At 60.5% G+C, this 20,630-nt stretch carries 22 protein-coding genes; 14 read left to right on the forward strand and 8 right to left on the reverse strand.

The genetic code is table 11. The features are described 5' to 3' along the window. Nucleotides 1-5 precede the first annotated feature (5 nt). The 7 genes from V1T76_RS22875 (at nucleotide 6) to V1T76_RS22905 (ending at nucleotide 5,589) form a co-directional block, all read left to right on the forward strand. Nucleotides 6-1,448, forward strand: coding sequence for a Ni/Fe hydrogenase subunit alpha (locus tag V1T76_RS22875; RefSeq protein WP_330563001.1), 1,443 nt, complete (start codon nucleotides 6-8; stop codon nucleotides 1,446-1,448). 118 nt (nucleotides 1,449-1,566) lie between these two features. After that, complete coding sequence (locus tag V1T76_RS22880) at nucleotides 1,567-2,025, forward strand: hydrogenase maturation protease (RefSeq protein WP_330563002.1); 459 nt, start codon at nucleotides 1,567-1,569, stop codon at nucleotides 2,023-2,025. Beyond that, nucleotides 2,018-2,359, forward strand: coding sequence for a hydrogenase maturation nickel metallochaperone HypA (gene hypA, locus V1T76_RS22885; RefSeq protein WP_330563003.1), 342 nt, complete (start codon nucleotides 2,018-2,020; stop codon nucleotides 2,357-2,359). Before V1T76_RS22880 ends, hypA begins: the two co-directional genes overlap by 8 nt. Nucleotides 2,360-2,499: 140 nt before the next feature. Next, nucleotides 2,500-3,192 (forward strand): hydrogenase nickel incorporation protein HypB, encoded by a 693-nt coding sequence (gene hypB, locus V1T76_RS22890; protein ID WP_442970162.1) that lies wholly within the window; start codon nucleotides 2,500-2,502, stop codon nucleotides 3,190-3,192. A 12-nt stretch (nucleotides 3,193-3,204) separates the two neighbouring features. After that, complete coding sequence (locus tag V1T76_RS22895; protein WP_330563005.1) at nucleotides 3,205-3,474, forward strand: HypC/HybG/HupF family hydrogenase formation chaperone; 270 nt, start codon at nucleotides 3,205-3,207, stop codon at nucleotides 3,472-3,474. Next, nucleotides 3,471-4,625, forward strand: a complete 1,155-nt coding sequence (hypD, locus tag V1T76_RS22900) for a hydrogenase formation protein HypD (RefSeq protein ID WP_330563006.1) — start codon at nucleotides 3,471-3,473, stop codon at nucleotides 4,623-4,625. The genes V1T76_RS22895 and hypD overlap by 4 nt, the downstream gene beginning before the upstream one ends. Nucleotides 4,626-4,971: 346 nt before the next feature. Beyond that, nucleotides 4,972-5,589 (forward strand): glutathione S-transferase family protein, encoded by a 618-nt coding sequence (locus V1T76_RS22905; protein WP_330563007.1) that lies wholly within the window; start codon nucleotides 4,972-4,974, stop codon nucleotides 5,587-5,589. Nucleotides 5,590-5,746: 157 nt separating this feature from the next. On the opposite strand, the gene V1T76_RS22910 is transcribed toward V1T76_RS22905, so the two are convergent. From V1T76_RS22910 to V1T76_RS22940, 7 genes are read right to left on the reverse strand one after another with little or no spacing between them, the layout of a single operon-like run. Beyond that, nucleotides 5,747-6,025 (reverse strand): amphi-Trp domain-containing protein, encoded by a 279-nt coding sequence (locus tag V1T76_RS22910; protein WP_330563008.1) that lies wholly within the window; start codon nucleotides 6,023-6,025, stop codon nucleotides 5,747-5,749. Continuing rightward, a complete protein-coding gene (locus V1T76_RS22915) occupies nucleotides 6,022-7,386 on the reverse strand; it encodes a metallophosphoesterase (protein WP_330563009.1) in 1,365 nt (454 codons plus the stop codon). The genes V1T76_RS22910 and V1T76_RS22915 overlap by 4 nt, the downstream gene beginning before the upstream one ends. A gap of 14 nt (nucleotides 7,387-7,400) precedes the next feature. Next, entirely contained in the window at nucleotides 7,401-8,102 is a 702-nt protein-coding gene (locus V1T76_RS22920; protein WP_330563010.1) for a histidine phosphatase family protein, read from the reverse strand. Further along, nucleotides 8,099-9,199 carry an HprK-related kinase B gene (locus tag V1T76_RS22925; protein ID WP_330563011.1) on the reverse strand — a complete coding sequence of 367 codons (1,101 nt, stop codon included), beginning with the start codon at nucleotides 9,197-9,199 and terminating at the stop codon, nucleotides 8,099-8,101. Before V1T76_RS22925 ends, V1T76_RS22920 begins: the two co-directional genes overlap by 4 nt. Then, nucleotides 9,196-10,086 (reverse strand): GAK system ATP-grasp enzyme, encoded by an 891-nt coding sequence (locus tag V1T76_RS22930; RefSeq protein ID WP_330563012.1) that lies wholly within the window; start codon nucleotides 10,084-10,086, stop codon nucleotides 9,196-9,198. Before V1T76_RS22930 ends, V1T76_RS22925 begins: the two co-directional genes overlap by 4 nt. After that, nucleotides 10,079-11,713, reverse strand: coding sequence for a phosphotransferase (locus V1T76_RS22935; protein WP_330563013.1), 1,635 nt, complete (start codon nucleotides 11,711-11,713; stop codon nucleotides 10,079-10,081). Before V1T76_RS22935 ends, V1T76_RS22930 begins: the two co-directional genes overlap by 8 nt. Then, complete coding sequence (locus V1T76_RS22940; RefSeq protein WP_330563014.1) at nucleotides 11,706-12,101, reverse strand: NUDIX domain-containing protein; 396 nt, start codon at nucleotides 12,099-12,101, stop codon at nucleotides 11,706-11,708. The genes V1T76_RS22935 and V1T76_RS22940 overlap by 8 nt, the downstream gene beginning before the upstream one ends. Between V1T76_RS22940 and V1T76_RS22945 the strand changes: the two genes are divergently transcribed. Then, nucleotides 12,091-12,312 carry a hypothetical protein gene (locus V1T76_RS22945; RefSeq protein ID WP_330563015.1) on the forward strand — a complete coding sequence of 74 codons (222 nt, stop codon included), beginning with the start codon at nucleotides 12,091-12,093 and terminating at the stop codon, nucleotides 12,310-12,312. The genes V1T76_RS22940 and V1T76_RS22945 overlap by 11 nt on opposite strands. Before the next feature lie 61 nt (nucleotides 12,313-12,373). On the opposite strand, the gene V1T76_RS22950 is transcribed toward V1T76_RS22945, so the two are convergent. After that, on the reverse strand, nucleotides 12,374-13,243 hold the full coding sequence (locus tag V1T76_RS22950; protein WP_330563016.1) for a MurR/RpiR family transcriptional regulator: 870 nt from the start codon (nucleotides 13,241-13,243) through the stop codon (nucleotides 12,374-12,376). Nucleotides 13,244-13,392: 149 nt separating this feature from the next. On the opposite strand from V1T76_RS22950, the gene V1T76_RS22955 reads away from it, so the two are divergent. The 6 genes from V1T76_RS22955 (at nucleotide 13,393) to V1T76_RS22980 (ending at nucleotide 20,385) form a co-directional block, all read left to right on the forward strand. Continuing rightward, nucleotides 13,393-14,190 carry an N-formylglutamate amidohydrolase gene (locus V1T76_RS22955; RefSeq protein ID WP_330563017.1) on the forward strand — a complete coding sequence of 266 codons (798 nt, stop codon included), beginning with the start codon at nucleotides 13,393-13,395 and terminating at the stop codon, nucleotides 14,188-14,190. Beyond that, the gene (locus V1T76_RS22960; protein WP_330563018.1) at nucleotides 14,183-14,779 is read left to right on the forward strand and encodes a TRAP transporter small permease subunit; all 597 of its coding nucleotides are present in this window, start codon (nucleotides 14,183-14,185) and stop codon (nucleotides 14,777-14,779) included. The genes V1T76_RS22955 and V1T76_RS22960 overlap by 8 nt, the downstream gene beginning before the upstream one ends. After that, nucleotides 14,779-16,119, forward strand: a complete 1,341-nt coding sequence (locus V1T76_RS22965) for a TRAP transporter large permease (protein WP_330563019.1) — start codon at nucleotides 14,779-14,781, stop codon at nucleotides 16,117-16,119. The genes V1T76_RS22960 and V1T76_RS22965 overlap by 1 nt, the downstream gene beginning before the upstream one ends. 117 nt (nucleotides 16,120-16,236) lie before the next feature. Continuing rightward, nucleotides 16,237-17,286, forward strand: a complete 1,050-nt coding sequence (locus V1T76_RS22970; RefSeq protein WP_330563020.1) for a TRAP transporter substrate-binding protein — start codon at nucleotides 16,237-16,239, stop codon at nucleotides 17,284-17,286. Nucleotides 17,287-17,412: 126 nt separating this feature from the next. Next, nucleotides 17,413-18,780, forward strand: a complete 1,368-nt coding sequence (locus V1T76_RS22975; RefSeq protein WP_330563021.1) for a glutamine synthetase family protein — start codon at nucleotides 17,413-17,415, stop codon at nucleotides 18,778-18,780. Between the two features lie 216 nt (nucleotides 18,781-18,996). Continuing rightward, a complete protein-coding gene (locus tag V1T76_RS22980) occupies nucleotides 18,997-20,385 on the forward strand; it encodes an aldehyde dehydrogenase family protein (protein ID WP_330563022.1) in 1,389 nt (462 codons plus the stop codon). Nucleotides 20,386-20,630 lie beyond the last annotated feature (245 nt).

Here is a 20,630-nt window from a genome sequence, read left to right on the forward strand (position 1 = left end):
TCACAATGGCTGAATCCAGACTGATTGAAATCTCCCCCGTCACCCGCGTGGAAGGCCACGGCAAGGTGACGATCCATCTCAATGCGGAAAACGAGGTGGATGAAGCCCGGCTGCATATCGTCGAATTCCGCGGCTTCGAGCGGTTCATCCGCGGGCGCCTGATGTGGGAAGTGCCGGTGATCGTGCAGCGGCTGTGCGGCATCTGCCCGGTCAGCCACCATCTGGCGGCGGCGAAAGCCATGGACATGATCGCAGGTGTCGACAAGTTGACGCCGACGGCGGAAAAGATGCGCCGGCTGATGCATTACGGCCAGGTGATGCAGTCCCACGTTCTGCACTTCTTCCATCTGGCGGCTCCCGATCTTCTGTTCGGCTTCGGTGCGCCTGCGGAAAAACGTAACATCTTCGAGGTGATCAAGGAAAATCCGGAACTCGGCAAACGCGCCATCCTGATGCGCAAATACGGTCAGGAGATCATCGAGGCAACGGCGGGCAAGAAGGTGCACGGCACCGGGGCCATTCCGGGCGGGATCAACCGCAACCTGCCCATTGAACGGCGGGATCATTTCCTGGCCTCAGTGGACCAGATGATCGAATGGTCCTTTGATGCCGTGAAACTTGCCCGGGACTACACCCTGGAGCATGAAGATCTGGTCGCCGAATTCGGCTCCTTTCCGTCCAACTACATGTCGCTGGTGCGAGAGAGCGACGGTGCGCTCGATCTCTATCACGGCAATCTGCGCGCTCTCAGTTCCACCGGTGACATGATCTTCGATCAGGTGCCCTACATCAAGTATCATGAGCTGATCGTGGAAGACGTGCGCTCCTGGTCCTACATGAAATTTCCCTTCATCAAGTCGCTTGGACCGGACGCAGGCTGGTACCGGGTCGGGCCGCTTGCACGCATGAACACGGCGGCCTTCATCGATACGCCACTGGCCAACGCGGCCTTGAAGGACCTGAAGGCCGTGACCTGTGGTACGCCGAACAATTCCACGCTGGCCAATCACTGGGCGCGGATGATCGAAGTTCTGCATTGCGTGGAAAAGATCAGGGAGCTGCTGAACGACCCGGATCTGCAAGGGACGGATCTGATTGCCAAGGGTGACCGGCGCGAGGAAGGCATCGGCGTGATCGAGGCGCCGCGCGGCAACCTCATCCACCATTACAAGGTCGATGAGCATGATCAGGTCACCTATTGCAACCTGATCGTCTCCACCACCCATAACAACGAGGGCATGAACCGGGCGGTGAAGGACGTTGCCGTCAAGCATCTGTCCGGCAAGGAGCAGATTACCGAGGGCATGCTGAACCATGTCGAAGTCGCGATCCGCGCCTATGACCCGTGCCTTTCCTGCGCCACCCACGCCCTCGGCCAGATGCCGCTGCAGGTGGAGCTGTTCAATGCCGAGGGTGCGCTGGTTGACAGCCGGACGCAGTGTGTTTGAAGGTGGGGAGATTCAGCGGAATGAATACTTCTCAGATAGTCATTCCGGCTCGTGCTGCGCCTGGCCGGGATGACGATGGAAAGGGTTTTTGTAGGAACTCTGAAAAGAGGACACCTGCATGCTTCTGATCGGCTATGGCAATCCGGGAAGGGGCGATGACGGGCTTGGGCCGGCCTTGTCCGAAGCCGTTGCCGCGCGCGATCTTCCGGGGCTGGAAGTGGATACCGATTACCAGCTCGTTGCCGAACACGCGCTGGAGGTCTCTAGCCAAGATGTGGTGATCTTCGCCGATGCGGAGATCGGCGGGGAGGGGGCTTTTTCGTTTCGGGAGATCGCACCGGGCGCACCGGAAGTTCTCGGCAGTCACAGTCTTGTTCCAGAGACCGTACTGGCGCTGTGTGAAACGCTATACGGCGCTACGCCGAAGGCCTTCGTGTTGGGCATCTCCGGCTATGAGTTTGGCGAGGTGAAGGAAGGCCTTTCTGTAAGGGCGACAGCCAATCTGGCGGAAGCCGAGGCATACTTTCTGGACTGGCTGCAAACAGCAGGTCACCAGAGGAAGGCTGCCGATGCATGAAATGTCCCTTTGCGAGAGCATCCTCGACATTTTGAAGGACCAGGCGGCGAAGGACAGCTTCACCAAGGTGAAGCGGGTTGCCGTCGACATCGGGCCTTTGTCTTGCGTCGAACCCGAAGCGCTGAAGTTCGGCTTCGACGTCGTCATGAAAGGCTCACTGGCGGATGGCGCTGTTCTGGAAATTTCCCGGCCTTCAGCCGAAGCGCTGTGCCTGTCCTGTTTCAAGACCGTGCCGGTAAAAGCGCGGTTCGATTGCTGCCCGGAATGCGGTTCCGAAGCCCTGCAGGTCGTCAGTGGTGAAGAACTGAAGATCCGGGAACTGGAGGTGGTTTGATGTGTACGGTATGCGGGTGTAGCGGTTCCCATGAAAAAGACCATGACCCTGATCACGGGCATTCTGACGCGCATGGGCACACACACGATGTCGGTCATGTCCATTTCGGCGAGGGCGAAGCCGGTGGGACTGTGCCGGGCATGAGCCAGGCACGGCTGATCCAGATCGAAACCGATATTCTGGGCAAGAACAATTCCTACGCAGATCGCAACCGGGCCTTGTTGACTGCGAAAGGTGTTCTGGCGCTCAATCTCGTCTCCAGCCCCGGCTCTGGCAAGACAACGCTGCTCGTTGAAACCTTGAAGCGGATGGCAGGAAAGACCCCTGCCGCGGTCATCGAGGGCGATCAGCAGACGTCGAATGACGCCGACCGGATCCGCGAAACCGGTGCTCCCGCCATTCAGATCAACACCGGCAAGGGCTGCCATCTGGATGCGCATATGGTTGGCCACGCCCTGGAAAGGCTGCCGCTTGACGAAGGCGGAGTGCTTTTCATTGAGAATGTCGGCAATCTGGTTTGCCCGGCGGCCTTCGATCTCGGCGAAGCCTTCAAGGTGGTGATCCTGTCAGTGACGGAAGGCGAGGACAAGCCGCTGAAATATCCGGATATCTTTGCCAATGCCGATCTGATGATCCTCAACAAGACCGACCTTCTGCCGCACGTGGATTTCTGCGTCGGGGCGGCCATCAAGAACGCGCGGCGGGTCAATCGCAAGATCCAGGTCCTGCAAGTGTCTGCCCGCACGGGCGAGGGCGTCAACGGCTGGCTGACATGGCTGGACGGTGCCCTGAAGATGCAGGTGGCGCACGCGCGCGGCCTTGCCGCGGAATAGGAGGTCCGGTTCATGTGTCTTGCCATTCCCGCCAGGGTCGTTTCCATAGACAGCGATGCCATGGCAACCGTTGCCCTGGAGGGGATCCGCAAACCGGTCTCGACCGCTCTGCTGGAGGAGGTTGCCGTCGGCGACTATGTTCTCGTCCATGTCGGCTATGCCCTGCACAAGCTCAGCGAAGAGGAAGCCGAACGCACCTTGCAGCTGATGGCGGAAGCCGGCGTCCTCGCAGAAGAGCTGGCGGATATGGCAGGCGAACCGGTGGCGGGGGCGGACGCATGAAGTACATCAAGGAATTTCGGGACGGACAGCTGGCGGAAAAGCTTGCACTTGCCATCCGGCAGGAAGCCGATCCGGATCGGCGTTATCATCTGATGGAATTCTGTGGTGGTCATACCCACGCGATCTTTCGTTACGGGGTGCAGGACCTGGTTCCGGAAAATGTGGAGTATGTGCATGGGCCGGGCTGTCCGGTCTGCGTCTTGCCGGTTCGCCGTCTCGACGACGCCGTGGAGCTGGCACTGAAGGCGAACGTGATCCTGACCACCTACGGCGACATGATGCGCGTGCCGGGAACCAAGCAGAAAAGCCTCATCCGGGCCAAGGCCGAAGGGGCCGATATCCGGATGGTCTATTCGACCCAGGATGCGCTGCGGATCGCCCGGGAGAACCCGCAGCGGCAGGTGGTGTTCTTTGCCATCGGTTTCGAAACAACGACGCCGCCGACGGCGGTCGCGATCCTGCAGGCAAAAGCGGAGGGGCTAAAGAATTTCTCTGTCTTCTGCAATCATGTTCTGACGCCTCCGGCCATCGCCCACATCGTCAACGCTCCGGCGGAACCGGGCGAGCGACCGGTGAAGATCGACGGTTTCCTGGGTCCCTCCCATGTCAGCTCGGTCATCGGCTGGGCTCCTTATGAACCGGCGGCGCGGGACTTCAGGAAGCCGGTCGTAATTGCCGGCTTTGAACCGCTCGACGTGATGCAGTCGACATTGATGCTGATCCGTCAGATCAATGAAGGTCGGCACGAGGTGGAAAACCAATACACCCGCGTCGTGACCCGGGAAGGCAATCGCAAGGCGCAGAGGCTGGTTGACGAAGTGCTGGAGTTGCGCCGAACCTTTGAATGGCGCGGTCTTGGCTATGTTCCAGACAGTGCCTTGAGAATTCGGGAGGCTTTTTCTGCCTTCGATGCCGAAAAGCGTTTTGCCCTCAGCCCGAAGGAGTCGCGCGAGGTCAAATCCTGCGAGTGTCCGGCCATCCTGCGCGGGGTGAAAACGCCGACCGAATGCAAGCTGTTCGGCACGGTCTGCACACCGGACAATCCGATGGGGGCGTGCATGGTGTCCTCGGAAGGCGCCTGCGCCGCCTACTGGAGCTACGGCCGCAAGGCTGAGGTGGTTGCGGCCACCGCCAAGGGTGCCGCGGCATAACCAGCAGTCGCCCTCAGGCAAGAGCTCGCACTGGCGTCTTCGGCACGCCAAATCACGCCCCTTGTCATCCCGGTTTGGCGTCGCCAAGACCGGGATCCAGTAGACGCCAGCCTTTGCGTCTCTTTGTGAGAGGGACTTTCTTCTCCCGGTCGGAAATTGGTTTCCGGATCGCCAGGCGGCTTTCCCTTCCTTCTGCGGGAGGGACGGCGACGGGTGGGGCAGGAAGTATCGCCGGAGAACCTGATTGGATACAGTCGACCCGCCGCGCTGCAGTAAGTCCGCTACGAGCCCTTTTCTCCTGATTTGACAGTCGGTATTCTAGGCGTGATCTGACAGGAGACGAAGTGTGAAAATCTGGGGCCGCGACAATTCCACCAATGTCCGCAAGGTACTGTGGTGTGCCGAAGAACTTGGACTGAAGTACGAACATATCCCTGCTGGAGGTGCGTTCGGTGTCGTAAATTCTCAGGAGTTTCGCGCGCTCAACCCAAACGGCTTGGTGCCGTCACTCAAGGACGGGGATCTGGTGCTTTGGGAATCGAACGCCATCGTCAGATATCTTGCAAGACAATATGGGACGACCCCGTTTGCACCTTCGGACCCGCGCATCTGGGCGGTGGCCGACAAGTGGATGGACTGGGCATCGCTTTCTTTCGCAGTGCCTTTCCGCGATCTGTTCTGGAATCTGGTGCGCTCTACGCCGGAACAGCGTGATGATGTGGCCGTAGAACGGGGTCTCGCGCAGTGCGCCACTCTCATGAGCATTGCGGATGATGCCCTTTCAGAAAGCGAATGGCTTTCAGGCGCTGAGTTCGGGTTCGGCGACATTCCCTTGGGCTGCATCGCCTATGCCTGGTTCAGCATGTCAATCGAACGGCCAGAGCATCCTGCGCTTGAGGCATGGTATGGTCGCCTCTCTGAACGCTCGGCCTATCGCAAGGCTGTCATGACGGGGCTGACCTGAAAAAAGGCCGAACGGCAGAAAAGTCCGCAGTGCCGGCATCTGATGGCCAATCGTCTTCGCTGATGCAATGTACGGCGGCTTCGACGGGTTGCGTCGCAGCACACTATCAGCGGGTGGATGTCGGCATTTGGCACATCTGGTTGGTCCGGGCCTGGCTTTACGAGCCGCCCTTCACCTTCAGCTTGCCGTTGTCCTTCTTGTCCAGGCCGTCGTTGGTCCAGGTGATGCGAAGGTCCAGGCGGGACTGGTCGTCTTCCGTGGTGGCCGTCACTCTGAGGGCAAGAAGGCCTTTCGGGTGCAGGGTGATCTCGCCGGTGTCATCGCCGAATTGCAGTTCACCCTTTGCGATGCCGCGCTTGACCGCGTCGAGTAGTTTCTGGATCGATTTCTTGTCCTGCAGGGACTGGTGTCGGAAACGGCCCTTGCGTTCCATCATGACGACACCCCATGTTGCTGGAGGATATGCGCCGGGTTGAACAGCTTGGCATGAGGATAGTCCCGGCTGATCCCGAGAATATTGCCATCGGGACAGATGATCGTGGCCCCGGTGCCGATGCCGTCCAGGCCTTCGGAGCTGCGCGAATGCCGGTCGAGCGTGATGTCCGCTTCCAGGTGCAAGAGGCCGTGTTTGGACGTCAGCTCCTGGCCGCTGTGCCTGTTGACGTGCCCCTGCACCAGCATCCGGATGCCGGCAAGGTGGAGGTCGTCAACGCCGTTTTCGGTCAGGGGATGGTCCACATCCCGGTATTTCGTGCGCATCAGGTTGGCGATGGTGCCGGAATAGAAGACGAAGGGGTCTTTCCGGCTTTCCTTCCGGAAGCGGCGGTTCACGTGGGCAACGCCTTTCGCCGAGATCTGGGCGGCCATCTGGTCGTCTACACCGGCATGCACGAACAGCAGCGAGCCGCTCTGGTGGACTGCCTTGAGGCTTTGAAAGAACCAGGCGTAGCGGCCACCCGGCTCAACGAACAGCTCCCGGCACTTGAGCGCGGCGGCGTAAAGCTGACGAACGGTGAGGCCGACCTCGGCGGCATGCTCCGCGAACTTGTCGGTCTTCTTCTTGAGGCGCTGCATTTCCTTGCGGATGGCCGCGTCGCTCAGATAACGGGAAGCGACCTTCGGAAACTGTCTGGTCCACTTCTTTCCCGGAACCATCAGCGAGAAGCAGGTTTCTTCGTCGGGCAGCGTGTCGAGATCCGTTGTAGCGTCGACATACCGGTCATGAACTTCCTTCAGAAGCGGCATCACCTTCTTGCCCATGCGCACGAACATATGGGCGTTGAGTGAGCTGCGCTTCACGGTCAGGGCTTCAAGGCCAAGGTAAAGACGCAGATCGTGGTTGCCGGCGAGGAGGATGACGTCGGCGCCGGTTTTCAAAAGCGCACCGAGACTGTCGAGGAGGTCCAGATTGCTCGGGCCCTTGTCCAGGCAATCGCCGCCGATGATGACCTGGCAGCTCCGCCCGAAGGGTGTCAGGTGGAAGTCGGTCAGGCCGTCGCCGGTGCGCTGGATTGCGCGGGCCGCCGTCAGGGACCTCAACAGGCTTTCCGCATCCGCATGCAGGTCGGAAATGAAGATCACCGGCTTGTCCGGCCAGTCCCACGGGCCAAGGGCATTTGCCCGGGCAAGACTGCCGACAACACAGCGGGAGGCGTTTCGGGTTCCTGGCCGGTCAAACGGCAGGCTCTCGACCAGCGCCAGCGGCCAGGGAACGCAGCTTTCCGGCAGCCCGAGATCAATGGCCTCAGCCTTATCCATCGGCGGCAGAAGCGGGGTCAGTGGCAGATGGGTCATCATGGCAGCAATCCGGTTCAATCCGTTGCGGTTTCAAGTGGCTGGCGCTGTTTCCAGTCGCCGCCGTGGTGCGCCCAGGTGCCGTTCTCATCCAGTTTCAGGACGACGGCACGGGCGTGGTGCATGCTGAGCTGGCGGATCTGGTCGAACGACAGAACGCCGAGGCAGTGGGCGGCATGGCGCATGGACGCGCCGTGTCCGACGAAGATCCGGGCATTGGGTCCTGCGCCGTCGTTGAGGTCCGCCATCTTCTGCTCCAGGAAAGCAGCCACACGCTGCCCGGCATCCATAAGGCTTTCCGCGCCCTGGACCGGCAGTCTGTGATGGCTGTTCGATTTCCAATCTCCCGGCAGCGGCGCGGTGCGCGGGTCGTCCGCGATCACCTGCTCGATCTCCCGAAGGGTCAGGTTGGCAAGGGCCCCGACGCTGCGTTCGGCAAGCGCTTCGTCCTCGGTGATGGTGAAGTCCGAACCAAGTCTTTCGCCTAGCGACTGACCGAGAAGCGCTGCGGTCTGCCAGGCCCTGAGCTGACGGGAGCACAGGATCTCCGGCGCCAGCCGGAAGCCTTCCTGTTGGGCGATGTCCGCAATCTCGCTTCCGGCCTCCTGGGCCTGCGCCTTGCCGGCGTCGGTCAGGGCATAGGGTTGCAGGGCGCTCGGCGTGTCCGGCTTTTGATGATAGGCGCCGTGGCGCACCAGAATGGCGAAACGGGCCGTCATGGTGTCTGCCCCAGAAGCTCGGCACCTGCCGCGAACAGGGCATCGAAATCGATCAGTCCCTTCACTTCCCACACCTGAACGCCTTCAAGCGCGTCCAGGTAGGTCGCTGTGTCGAGCGGCGTCTTCATCGGCCAGAACGGGCCTTGCGGGGTCTGGTAGAAAGGGCCGGGGTTTTTCATGATCGCCGACAGGAGGTCCGGCCGGTCCTTCAGATCCGTCTTGCTGACTTCGGTCGCATCGGCACTGTCGCGGGACCAGTTCAGTACCCAGAAATCGGTCAGGTGCGCGTCGTGGGAAATGCGCCCGGGGCCATAGATGTCATCGATGAAGAGGTCATATTTTTCCTCCAGATGCCAGAGCTCGTCCGGCTCCAGGTTGCGGAGTTCTTCCTCACGTTCTTCGTCGATGAGACCGGTGAGCCGGGCGTTGGTGACGATGGTGCCCGGGTTGATGCGCGGAAGTTTCGGAATGCCGAGCGCATCGGTGCTGTTGCCGGCATTGCGCACCAGAAGGCGGTCGTTGGTGACATACTGCGTGCCGCTGAGTTCCATCAGCCGCAACATGGAGGTGGACTTGCCGCCGCCGGACAGGCCGGAAATCGCAAGCCCCTTGTTGGGCGTGCGGACGGCTGCCGCATGGCAGGCGACCCAGCCCTGTCGCTGGAAGTGATTGAGAAACTGAGTGTTGATGAAGTTGATCACCTGGTTGGGGTGATCGTCCGTCGGGCCAAAGGCGATTGCCCAGTCGGGGGATTGCAGGAACTGAAGACCCGTGCGCACCTTCAGGATCAGGCGGCCGTTTTCAAGATCGCAGACGGCATCCTTGCGGCCGGATTTTCCCGTTTCCCGCTCCCAATCGGTGTATCGTGGGCCGAACGGGAGTTCCGCCGGTCCAAGCACGTGGACGATCCGGTCCGGTGTGCTGGGGGCGGAAATCACATGCTGAAAGTAACGCAGCAATTCGGCCAGAAGCGACGCGGACTTGCACCTGACTTCAACCACATGGCCGCCGACCGTGAGACAGACCGGATCGCAGTTCAGCGTTTCCCGCTCCGGCGAAAGGGCATCGACAATGTCCTGAACAGTAATGCCGGTCATACGCGCACCTTTTCAATTACATGGTTGGCATAAAGCGTGGCGGCGTCGATGCCTGCGCCTTCCAACGCACCCTTGAAGCCGCCGAAAGCAGACACCTCGAACACGATCGGTCCCGCGTCCGTCAGGCCGACGTCGACAGTGGTGAAGTCGAGATCGAACGGTTCCTGTGCGCGGCGCGCCAGCTCGATGAGCTCTTCCTCCGGTTCGAAGGCCTCGTATTTACCGCCGTGAAGAATGGTCGTGTTCCAACTGTCGGTCTGTGCCACACGGGCATAGGTGCCCAGATAGGCCCCGCCGAGAAACACCATGCCGAGATCCCTGCCGGAAAGATTGACCTTCTTCTGCAGGTACATGACCGGGTTCTCGGCCTTGAAGGCGGCGATCTTTTGACGGAGGGCGGCTTCACCCTCGGCTGCATCCATCAGCGTCATGCCGCGTGCCTTTGTCGAAAACAGCGGTTTGAAAACTGCACCGCCGAACCGCTGGACGGCGGCCAGAGCGTCTTCTGCGTTTTCGGTCACGCAGGTTGCGGGCATGGGAATGCCGGCATTGGCCAGGGTCACGGTGCAGCTCAGCCGGTTGACCAGGCCAAGGATGGATCTGGTGCTGGAAAAGACCCTGGTGCCGGCACCTTCGGCAACGCGAAGCATTTCCAGCCGGTCCAGCGTTGCCGGGCTGTAAGTCTGGCTGATCTTCTTGACCACGATACCGTCGAGGCCGCAAAGGTCGGTTTGACCGGCGACGAGCGCCTTCTTGTCCAGGTCCAGAACGACATCGGCCATGTCGACAACGCAGCAGTAGCCGGTTTGCGCTTCCAGGGCATCCGCCAGAACTTCCGTCGACCATTTGCCGGGAATGCCGACAACTGCGATCCTGAGGTCAGTCAACGAAAATCTCCTTCATCTGCAGCCGGAACCGGGCCTCGGCGCCGGGCGGGCAGGCGAGCGCCTGTTCGATCAGGTATCGGGCCCGCAGCCACATGCGTCGCGCATGAGACTTGTCCAGGATGAACCGCGTCGATGTGGCAAAGGACCGGGCAAGGCCGAGCGCCAGCCGGAATTCGAATGTGTCGTCGCCCTGTTTGCGGGCGAAGCCCCGCACGGACTTGTAGAAGGCAAGCGTGACTTCGCTGATCCGGCGGCGTGTTTCCCGATCGAGTGCCTGAAGCCGGTAGTTCGAGACCATGAAAACCGAAACGTCCTGGACGTAGTCCATGTAACGGGAGCGATGGAGGTCAATGAAGTGAATCCGGTTTTCACCCGGATCATAGAGGATGTTGTCGACGTTGAAGTCGCCGTGGATATAGACGGAAAAGGGCGCAGTGACCTGGGCCTCGCGGGCGGCTGCCTCGTCGATCAGGCTGTCGATGGAAGGCAGGGTCTCACCGGCGAAGCGGATGCCGGTATTCCTGAAGTGCGGATGAACCCTTCGCACCTCCTCAAGGCGCTTGCCAAGCTGCTGCATGCTGCCGAGTTCCGCAGGTTCCGCTGTGCGCGTCTGTTTCCAAATGTCCTTCAGGGTGCGCGAGAGACTGGTGAGCGCCCTGTCCCGCAAAGCGTCGCCTTCGTTCAGCATGATGTGTTCGAAGGTCAATCCGGGTAGATGTTCAATCAGAAGCGCTGCCGACTGGTTGCGCTTTCGGTAAGAAAGGATTTTCGGCGCCAGGCCCGGATAGATCGAATGCCAGCTTTTCACGCCCTGGCGCTCTTCCTTGACCTTGCTCTTGTCACCATCCTTGAAGACGGCTGCAACCGTTTCGGTCTTCTTGTCCTTGATGGCGGAGATCGAACTGCCCGACCGGGTTTCGGCGAGCATTTCGATGGTGAGGTCTTCGCGTGCCGTTCCCAGATCCGACATCAGGTTTTGCAGCGTGAAATAGCGCTCGAAATTGACTGCCTGGCCCAGGTTGGCGGAAATCAGCGCTTCGCTGATTGACCGCAGGGATTCGCCCATGCGCTGAAACTCGCTGGCTACAAGCAGGCTGTTGGCGATGTCGGCGGGCGAGCGGTCCGGGTCGCGCATGCCGCGCGTGTAGACCTTGAAAAGCTTTCGGTAGTCGGCCTCGATCCTGTTCTGAAGCTGACCGATTTCGATGGCTTTTTCGCTGTCTCTGCTGATGCAGGCATCCTCAATGCGGGCGACACCTTCCCGAACCCGGCTGACCATCGCCGGATAGCGGTGAGGCTCCAGGGTGGCGAAGGTCTCAAGACTTTCCGCATGGCGCAAGGACTGGCGCACCAGATTTGCGATGCGCTGAAGGTCGGTGGCGACAAACTCCAGGCTGCGCAAGGCAGGGCGCTTGCGGTCGGTCTTTTTAGCGCCGGCCATCTCTTGGACACAGGCAGCCAGGATCCGGCTCTTCAGATTGTGGGCATAGCCGGCCCGATCCGTGATCCGCCGTGCCGTGGCCGCTGCCGGTTCCTTGAAGAAAGCTTCAAGCTGTATGAGCTGACCATCGATTTCCGCGCACAGAAAACGGAGATTTTCCCGGATGGTCCTTGGGGCATTAATCATTATGGGGTCCGAGATAGACTTCGGGCTCTCGCGTACAGCCAAGTGAAAACAGTTTTGTGACATAAAGCGGACGTAGCTGTTGAGCGTCTTCAAAGCCTATCCAGCGTGTCCCGACCTGATGCGGGTCCGGATGAGGGCCCAGAACCGGTTCGTAGTTTGCCGAAACGCTGCAGGCGAAAATGAAATCGAGCTGGTGCTGAAGGTCTCTTGCCGTCTGTTTCCGCCGGTGAACTTCCGCCACATGCATCAGGTGCGACACGGTGATTTCAGCACCGATTTCTTCCGCGCATTCCCGCTTCAGACAGGCTTCCAGCGTTTCGCCCGGGTCCTGCTTGCCGCCGGGAAGGGTGAAATAGCGGCCTTTGACAGGATGGCGCTTGTCTTGCACCAGCAGCCTGTCTCCCTGCCGGATAAAGGCGCGTGGCGTCGAGCGGATGATGGGCCGGAAAACGGCACCTTTCGGCGGCGCGTCACTTGCGATGGATCTCGCTCCCTGTTCAGGCCAGCCGGTTCAGGGCCTGCCAGACCGGCTGGCGCAGCTTCTGTCAGGGGCCCGCTTCGACTTTCAGCCGGGCCGTGATGAAGGCAAGTATAGGTGAGTCGGTTCCAGCAAGCGAACCGATCTTCGACTGTGCACGCTTTCAAGCGGCTGGAGCCTGGTCAGATATCCGGCCCCATGGCGCGGCCTTCGGTCGAGGGATCGATCTCGTTGCGCAGTTTTTCCAGCGCACGCATGCGCTCCTGGGCGCGGGTCTGATTCTCGCGGGTCACACCGGTGATCAGCACTTCGGCAATCGCCATCAGCGCCAGCGAGGAATCCCAGGGAGAGGGGACGGCGACGCGGGCGGGCAAAACGAAGCTGGCGATACGGCCGACCGGTGACATCCAGCTGTCGGTTACAAGCGCCACCGTGGCCCCCTGGCGGGCGGCGGCTTCGGCGAACTGGATGATTTCAGCCTGATAGCGCCGGATATCGAAGACGACGACAACGTCCTTCGGGCCGATGCCGATAAGCTGGTCGAGCCAGTTGCCCTGCTGTCCGGCAACGTGATTGACGTTGGCCCGCACGATCCGCAAATGGGCCGCCATGTAGCGGGCGAGGCCATCTGTGAAGCGGCCGCCGATCAGATGCACATGCTTGCGCTCGTCCGACAGCAGTTTGATGAGGCCGGTGAGTTCGCCCTTCGGCAGGTGGGCAAATGTCTCGCGCACATTGTCCAGTAGCTGGCTGACGTGCGGGTCGCCGACCGGGTTCTCTTCCATGTTGGCGCTGCGGGCGAGCGGTGAATTGAGCTGGCTTTCCAGCTCGCCACGCAACTTGCGCTGGAACTCGGCAAATCCGGGGAACCCCAGGCGGCCGACGAAGCGCAAAATGGTGGGAGAACTGACCCCGGCCGCTTCGGCAAACTGGGCCACGGTGCCCAAGCCCTGCATCGGGTAATTGGCCATCAAAGCATGCGCCGCCTTCTTTTCCGTCGCGGTGAATTCGTCCAGACGGTCGCGAATATCTTCCAGGAGGGGACGTTCCATGGGCGTCGGCCTTTATGACGGTCCGCGGTGCCGATTTTCATTTGACAGCCGCTGCAATCTGCGTATCAAATATTACAGAAGTTATCTAAGTCGGCAATCCTGTAATAAACATTACAAAACCGCAGGGCCGATCTTTCAGGGAGTTGGGAATGGGTTCAAATCCCCAGACCGGAGAAATGGCGCGGGCTGTCGCCGTGGAAAATGCGGAGGGAGCGGGGCCCTTCGTTTTTGTGTGCGACCACGCATCCAACTTCTTTCCACCTCCCTACGACACATCTCTCGGCATCACCGACGCGGACAAGATTGCGCATATCGCCTGGGACCCGGGGGCACTCGGTGTCGCAAAGGGACTGGCCAAAAGCCTCGATGCACCGCTGGTGCATACCACTGTTTCGCGCCTGATCATCGATTGTAACCGTGAGGAAAACCGGCCTGATCTGATCCCATGCCTCAGCGAAACCACCCAGATTGCGGGCAACCAGAATCTGTCGGCCGATGAGAAGACCTTCCGTATCGGCCTTGCGCACCGTCCGTTTCATGACGCCATCGACAAGGTGATCAGCGGGAGGCTCGAGCGCGGGCTGCCGACGGCGGTGGTCTCCGTCCATTCGTTCACGCCGGTCTACAAGGGCGTGTCCCGACCCTGGGAAATCGGCCTTATCTCCGACCGGGACCGGCGTCTTGCGGATCCGGTTCTGAAAGCCTTGAAGGCGCATGGCGGCCTGACCGTTGGCGACAACGAGCCCTATGCCCCTTCGGATGGTGTCTATTACACGATCCGCCGTCATGGCGAAGACCGCAAGCTGCCTTGCCTGATGATCGAAATCCGCAATGACGAAGTGAGAACGCCGGAAGAGGAGGCGCGCTGGAGCGGCCTTCTTGCGCCATTGCTGGCGCAGGCGGCCGAGGCAGCGGTCGCGCAATCGGTGGGAGGGGCTCATGCTTAAGGCCGCCCGCGTCTATGTTTGCATTGTCGATGGCTTCAACCGGGGCCTGGGCAAGATCATCATGTGGGGGGTCTTCGTCATGGCGGGGATCCTGCTGTGGTCCTCGATCTCCAAAACATTCTTCAATCCCTCGCTCTGGACGCTGGAAGTCGCCCAGTTCGCGATGGTTGGCTATTACATTCTGGGTGGGCCCTATTCCATCCAGCTCGGTTCCAATGTGCGCATGGACCTGTTCTATGCCGAGTGGAGCGCCAAGAAGAAGGCGTGGTTCGATGCCTTCACCGTGCTGCTGCTGATGTTCTATCTCGGCGTGCTGCTCTACGGCGCGCTGAATTCCACGGCCTATTCGCTCGGCTATTTCGGCAAGGATTCTCTCAGCTTCTGGTGGGACCTGTTCGTCTCCTTCATTACCGGCGGTCCGGATGCTGCAGCTGAAAAGCTCGGCTATATCGAGCGCAGCCCGACGGCCTGGCGGCCGTATCTCTGGCCGGTCAAAGTCGTCATGATCATCGGTTTCGTCTTGATGCTGCTGCAAACCATCTCGGAATTCCTCAAGGATATTGCCCTGATCAAGGGAGAGACGCTCTGATGTCCTATGAGATGATTGCTCTCCTGATGTTCTCGTCGATGATGCTGATGCTCCTGACGGGACAGCGCGTCTTCGGCGCGATCGGTGGCATTGCCGCCATTGCCGCTCTTGCCCTTTGGGGCACCGGTGGTGGCGACATTCCGTTCTCCGCGGCCATGAAGCTGATGAAATGGTATCCGCTGTTGACGCTGCCGATGTTCATCTTCATGGGCTACGTTCTGTCGGAAACCAAGATCGCCGACGATCTCTACAAGATGTTCCATGTGTGGATGGGTCCGCTCAACGGCGGGCTGGCCATCGGCACCATCCTGCTGATGGTCCTGATCTCTGCCATGAACGGTCTTTCGGTCGCCGGCATGGCCATCGGCGCGACCATCGCGCTGCCGGAACTTCTCAAGCGGAAATACGACAAGCGCATGGTCACGGGGGTGATCCAGGCCGGGTCCTCGCTCGGCATTCTTGTGCCCCCGTCCGTGGTGCTGGTGCTCTATGCCATGATCGCGCGTGCCCCTGTGGGCCAGCTCTGGCTTGCGGGTGTCGTACCGGGACTGATGATGGCGGCCATGTTCGTGGTCTACATCGCGATCCGCTGCAAATTTCAGCCGGAACTCGGCCCGGCCTTGAGCGAAGAAGAACGTGAAGCCTCCAAGGACGAGAAGTATCACCTGCTTCTGGCGGGCATTCTGCCGATCATCATCTTCGCGGTGATGATGGTGCCGTTCGTGAAAGGGTACACCAGCCTGGTGGAAAGCTCGGCCATTGGCGCGCTGGCGGCTCTGGTGGCTGCCATCATCCGCCGCCGGATGACCTGGGAGATCCTGAAGCTTTGCCTGAAGAACACGCTCGGCATTTCGTGCATGTTCATGTGGATCATTCTGGCGGCTCTCGGCTTTGGCGCGGTGTTCGACGGACTGGGCGCGGTCAAGGCCATCGAAAGCCTGTTCACCGAACAGCTGGGCCTGTCGCCCTGGATGATCCTGATCATGATGCAGCTGTCGTTTCTGGTGATGGGCACCTTCCTGGACGACACGGCAATGCTGGTGATCGTGGCGCCGCTCTATGTGCCGCTGGTGGCAAGCCTCGATCTGGGCATGCCGGCGGGCGAGGTGCTGATCTGGTACGGGGTGCTCTACACGATCACCACGCAGATCGCCTACATGACACCGCCTTTTGGCTACAATCTCTTTTTGATGCGGGCGATGGCGCCCAAGGAAATCACCATGCGCGACATTTACGGCTCGATCACGCCGTTCGTCGCGGTGATGGTCCTGGCGCTCGTCCTCGTCATGGTTTTCCCGCAAATTGCCTTGTGGTTGCCGGATCTGGTGTACGACAGGTAGCGAGGAACGGGACAAGAAGACAACGTCCGGAGGAAAACGGAGTTGGACCGCGGGGTTACGAGAGCCGGAAAACGGCCGCACCGCTTAAGCTGAATGTGAAACTTAGGGGAACTTGAGATGACCAACAGACGTGATTTTCTGAAAAAAGCCGGTCTCGGCACTGCCGCCGCCGCCGGAGCAACCACCCTTGCGGCCCCGGCCGTTCATGGCCAGTCGCAGATCAAGTGGCGCCTGCAGACCTATGCCGGTCCGGCGCTTGCCGAACATGTGATCAAGCCGCATATCGATGCCTTCAACAAGGCCGCAAATGGCGAGATGGTGATCGAGCTCTACACAGCCGATCAGCTCGTGCCGACGGGCGAACTGTTCCGCGCCATGCAGCAGGGCACGATCGATGCGGTGCAGTCGGATGACGACAGCATGGCGTCCCCGACCGAAGTCACCGTCTTCGGCGGTTACTTCCCGTTCGCCTCGCGCTACTCTCTCGACGTGCCGGTGCTGTTCAACCAGTACGGCCTGAAGGAAATCTGGGAAGAGGAATACGCCAAGGTTGGCGTGAAGCACATTTCCGCCGGTTCCTGGGATCCGTGCCACTTCGCCACCAAGGACCCGATCCGCTCGCTGAAGGATCTGGAAGGCAAGCGCGTCTTCACCTTCCCGACCGCAGGCCGTTTCATGAGCCAGTTCGGGGTCGTTCCGGTCACCCTGCCGTGGGAAGACATCGAAGTTGCCGTTCAGACCGGTGAACTCGACGGTATTGCCTGGTCGGGCATCACTGAGGATTACACCGTCGGCTGGGCGGATGTGACCAACTACTTCCTGACCAACAACATCTCCGGTGCCTGGGCCGGGTCTTTCTTCGCCAACCAGGAGCGCTGGAACGAGCTTCCCGACCACCTGAAGACCATGCTGCAGCTCGCCATGGATGCCTCGCACTACTATCGCCAGTGGTGGTACTGGGGCGGTGAAGCCAACCTGCGCGTCAACGGCACCAAGATGGAACTTACCTCCATTCCGGACGCCGAATGGGCAACGGTTGAAGAAGCCGCGATGGCCTTCTGGGACGAGATCGCTGCTGAATCCCCGACCAAGGCCAAGGTCGTGGAGATCTTCAAGAAGTACAATCAGGACATGAAGAAGGCCGGCCGCCCTTACCGCTATTCCTGATAGCCAATCTGACTGTGCCGGCCTCATGCAGGCACGGTCAAACAGACCCGGTCCGGGGTTTTCGCTCCGGTCCGGGATATTCCGGAACTCAATTCACGCCCCGCTCAACCTTGGAACACTCGTAAAATGCCTGGCAACCTGACCTTTGACGCACTGAAGACACTCGTCTCGTCCGGCGAGATCGACACGGTGCTGACCTGTATCGTCGACATGCAGGGACGGCTGATGGGCAAGCGTTTCCACGCCCAGCATTTCGTCGACAGCGCCTATCACGAGACCCATTGCTGCAACTACCTGCTGGCAACCGACCTGGAGATGTACACGGTCGAAGGCTATGCGGCGACGAGCTGGTCGGGCGGATATGGCGACTATGTCATGAAGCCGGACCTCACCACCTTGCGGCGGGTGCCGTGGCTGGAGGGGACTGCCATGGTGATGTGCGATGTCCTCGACCATCACACCCACAAGGAAGTGCCGCATTCCCCGCGTGCCATGCTGAAAGCGCAGGTCGCGCGTCTCGCCGAGCTTGGCCTGACCCCGATCATGGCGACCGAACTGGAATTCTTCCTGTTCGAGAAGAGCTTTGAGGACATGCGCAAGGGTGGTTACCGCGATCTGGAACCGATCTCCGGTTACAACGAAGATTACCATATTCTGCAGACCACCAAGGAAGAGGACGTGTTGCGCCCGGTGCGCAATCACCTCTATGCCGCCGGCATTCCGGTGGAGAACACCAAGGGGGAAGCCGAAGCCGGGCAGGAAGAACTCAACATCAAATATGCACCGGCCCTCGACACGGCCGAATATCACACCATCGCCAAGCACGCCGTGAAGGAAATTGCCTGGGCCAAGGGGCGGTCCGCGTCGTTCCTGGCTAAGTGGCATCATTCACGCGTGGGTTCCTCATCCCACGTGCACCAGTCGCTGTTCGACAAGGACGGCAACAACGTGTTTGTGGATGCCAAGGGCGAATACGGCATGTCCGAGACCATGCGCCATTACATGGCCGGTCTGATCAAATATGCGCCGGATTACACCTATTTCCTGGCGCCCTACATCAACAGCTACAAGCGCTTCCAGAAGGGCACCTTCGCACCGACCAAGACCGTCTGGTCCGTCGACAACCGCACTGCCGGTTTCCGGCTTTGCGGTGAAGGCACCAAGGCTCTGCGCGTGGAATGCCGCATCGGCGGGTCTGATCTCAACCCTTATCTGGCACTCGCGGTTCAGATTGCCGCCGGCATCAAGGGCATGGAAGAGAAGCTTGAACTCGATGCGCCGACCACCGGCGATGTCTACGATGCGCGCAAGGCCAAGGAAATTCCGCACACCCTGCGTGATGCCCGCGAGACCTTGCGCAAGTCGAAATTCCTCCGTGAGGCCTTCTCCGATGCGGTCATCGACCACTACGCCCGCGCTGCCGAATGGGAGCTGGAAGAGTTCGACCGCGTGGTCACCGATTACGAGATTGCCCGCGGCTTCGAGCGGGCGTAAGAGGCGAAGAAGCAGCATCCGCTCCCCTCGTCCTGAGGAGGACCGAAAGGTCCGTCTCGAAGGATGGGCCACTTGCTCAAGAGTGTGCCGCCCATCCTTCGAGACAACGCTGAAGCGTTTCCACAGGACGAGGGGGCGGATGAAAGAAGTTCAGAAAGCCACAGAGCCAACCACTTTCAACAAGCCGCCCGTAGAGACGGTTCTGAGAGGTTCAAAATGTCAGATGTCATCAAGCTGATTTCCCCTATCGACGGTTCGGTTTATGCCGAACGCCCGGCGCTGGACGATGCCGCGGTCGATCGGGTTGTTTCCGCCGCGCGGACCGCGCAGCCGGGCTGGGCAGCCCTGCCGGTTGCCGAACGGGTTGCCTACTGCCTGAAGGCGCTGGAAGCGCTGAAGGCCATGAACGATGAAGTGGTGCCGGAACTGGCCTGGCAGATGGGCCGGCCGGTTCGCTTCGGCGGCGAACTCGGCGGCACGATCGAGCGCACCGAGTATTGCGCCAAGATCGCGGCTGAGGCGCTGGCCGATGTGGAGCGCACCGACAAGCCGGGCTTCAAGCGCTACCTGCGCCGTGTGCCGCTCGGCATCGTCATGGTGATCGCGCCCTGGAACTATCCGTTCATGACGGCGATCAACACCATCATGCCGGCGCTGATGGCAGGCAATGTGATCGTCCTGAAACACGCAGCCCAGACGCTTCTGGTCGGTGAACGCCTGGCCAAGGCCTTCGAGATCGCCGGTCTGCCGAAGGGCGTCTTCCAGAACATCGTTCTGACCCACCAGGGCACGGAAAAGCTGCTTGGCTCGGGCCTGATCGACCACGTCAACTTCACCGGTTCCGTCGGCGGTGGACGTGCCATCGAAAAGGCCCTGGCCGGCACTTTCGCAACGCTTGGCCTGGAGCTGGGCGGCAAGGATCCGGCTTATGTGCGGGCCGATGCCGATCTGAACTATGCGGTCGAGAATCTGGTCGATGGTGCATTCTACAACGCCGGCCAATGCTGCTGCGGCATCGAGCGCGTCTATGTGCATGAAAGCCTCTACGACCGTTTCGTCGAAGGTTTCGTTGATCTGACCAGCCAGTACAAGCTGGGCAATCCGCTGGACGAGGCAACCACCCTCGGGCCGATGGCCCAGGCGCGGTTTGCAGCCTGGATCCGTGAGCAGACGCAGGAAGCTCTGCGCAAGGGCGCGAAGGCGCATATCGACACGTCCAAGTTCGAAGCCGACAAGGAAGGCACGCCCTATCTGGCGCCACAGGTGCTGACGGACGTGAACCACCAGATGTCGGTGATGCGCGAAGAAAGCTTCGGCCCCGTTGTCGGCATCATGAAGGTGAAGGACGACGAGGAAGCGCTGCAGTTCATGAACGACAGCCCTTATGGCCTCACGGCGTCCATCTGGACCGAGGATGCTCAGGCTGCCGGCGAAATTGGCGACAAGATCGAGACCGGCACCGTGTTCATGAACCGCTGCGACTATCTCGACCCGGCCCTGGTGTGGACCGGCGTCAAGGACACCGGCAAAGGCGCTGCCCTTTCCGAAATCGGCTTCCACAACCTGACCCGGCCGAAATCGTTCCACTTCCGTCTGGAGCATTGAGACCGGTCTGACGAACGACCGAGCGAGCCCGGTTCTCCTTAGGCCTCTGTTGGCAGGAGCTTTCGGGCTTGCTCCCCTCTCTCCCACTCGAGGGGGAGATGTCTCCGTCAGGAGACAGAGGGGGTAACCCCTCCGAAAACATGGCACCGGAATAGGACGTACCACCCGTTGCCCCTCGGTCCGGTTTCCGGACATCTCCCCCTCAAGGGGGGAGAGGGGAGCAGGGGAAAGTGCCGAAATTGCAT

It is taken from the genome of Roseibium sp. FZY0029, assembly GCF_036350355.1.
Lineage (GTDB): Bacteria > Pseudomonadota > Alphaproteobacteria > Rhizobiales > Stappiaceae > Roseibium.